The 702-nt window shown below is 66.4% G+C and carries 1 pseudogene; it reads right to left on the reverse strand.

Features of this window, described 5'->3' with window-relative positions:
* Positions 1 to 702 (reverse strand): annotated as a pseudogene (locus EN939_RS36735) (hypothetical protein); the annotation flags it as partial.

Consider the following 702-nt stretch of genomic DNA (forward strand, 5'->3'; position numbering starts at 1 on the left):
GAAAAGATTGCCGGTGCCGGTCGAGGTGACGCTGCCGCTGAAGGTCCCCGAGCCGCCAGTGGTGCCGTCGACCTTGACCGCTATGCCTGGCACGGTTGCCGAGCTGGAGATGTTGGCCGCCACACCGATTGTCGCGCTGCCACCGGAAACGACGACACCGTCGCCAGTGCCCGAATTGGCGATGGCGCCACCGAGGATCGCGATCGAGCCGGTGTTGTTGGTCAGGCTGACATCGGTGCCCGCGACATTGGTCGTCACCAGATTGGTGATGGTGAAGGTCGATGACGAAGCGTTGATTGCAAGGCCGTTGATGCCGCCACCGGTGCCGCCGATGGTGACATTGCCACCCAGGAACGGGCCGCCCGAAACGGCATTGAAGTTGAGCGCCGTGGCTTGCGCAACACCTGTCGTGATGCTGTCGAACGCCATGCCGCCGGTGCCGATGGTGACGCCGTCGAGATTGATCGCGTGGCCGGTGCCGGTGGTGATCTGCTCCGTGCCTGCGGCCGCGACTGTGATCGTGCCGCCCCCGGTGGCGCTGAAGCCGGTGCCGGTGGTCGTGGTCAGATCCAGCCCGCCGGTGAACTTGATTGTGCCGCCGGTGTTGCCGCTCAGGTTGATCGCAAAGGCGGTGGCGGTGCTGGCGGTGATCGCTCCACCCAACGAGGCGCCGCCGCCGCCCATGCCGGAGATCCCCACCCC

Source organism: Mesorhizobium sp. M7A.F.Ca.CA.002.05.1.1, assembly GCF_003998335.1.
In the GTDB taxonomy this organism is placed as follows: domain Bacteria; phylum Pseudomonadota; class Alphaproteobacteria; order Rhizobiales; family Rhizobiaceae; genus Mesorhizobium.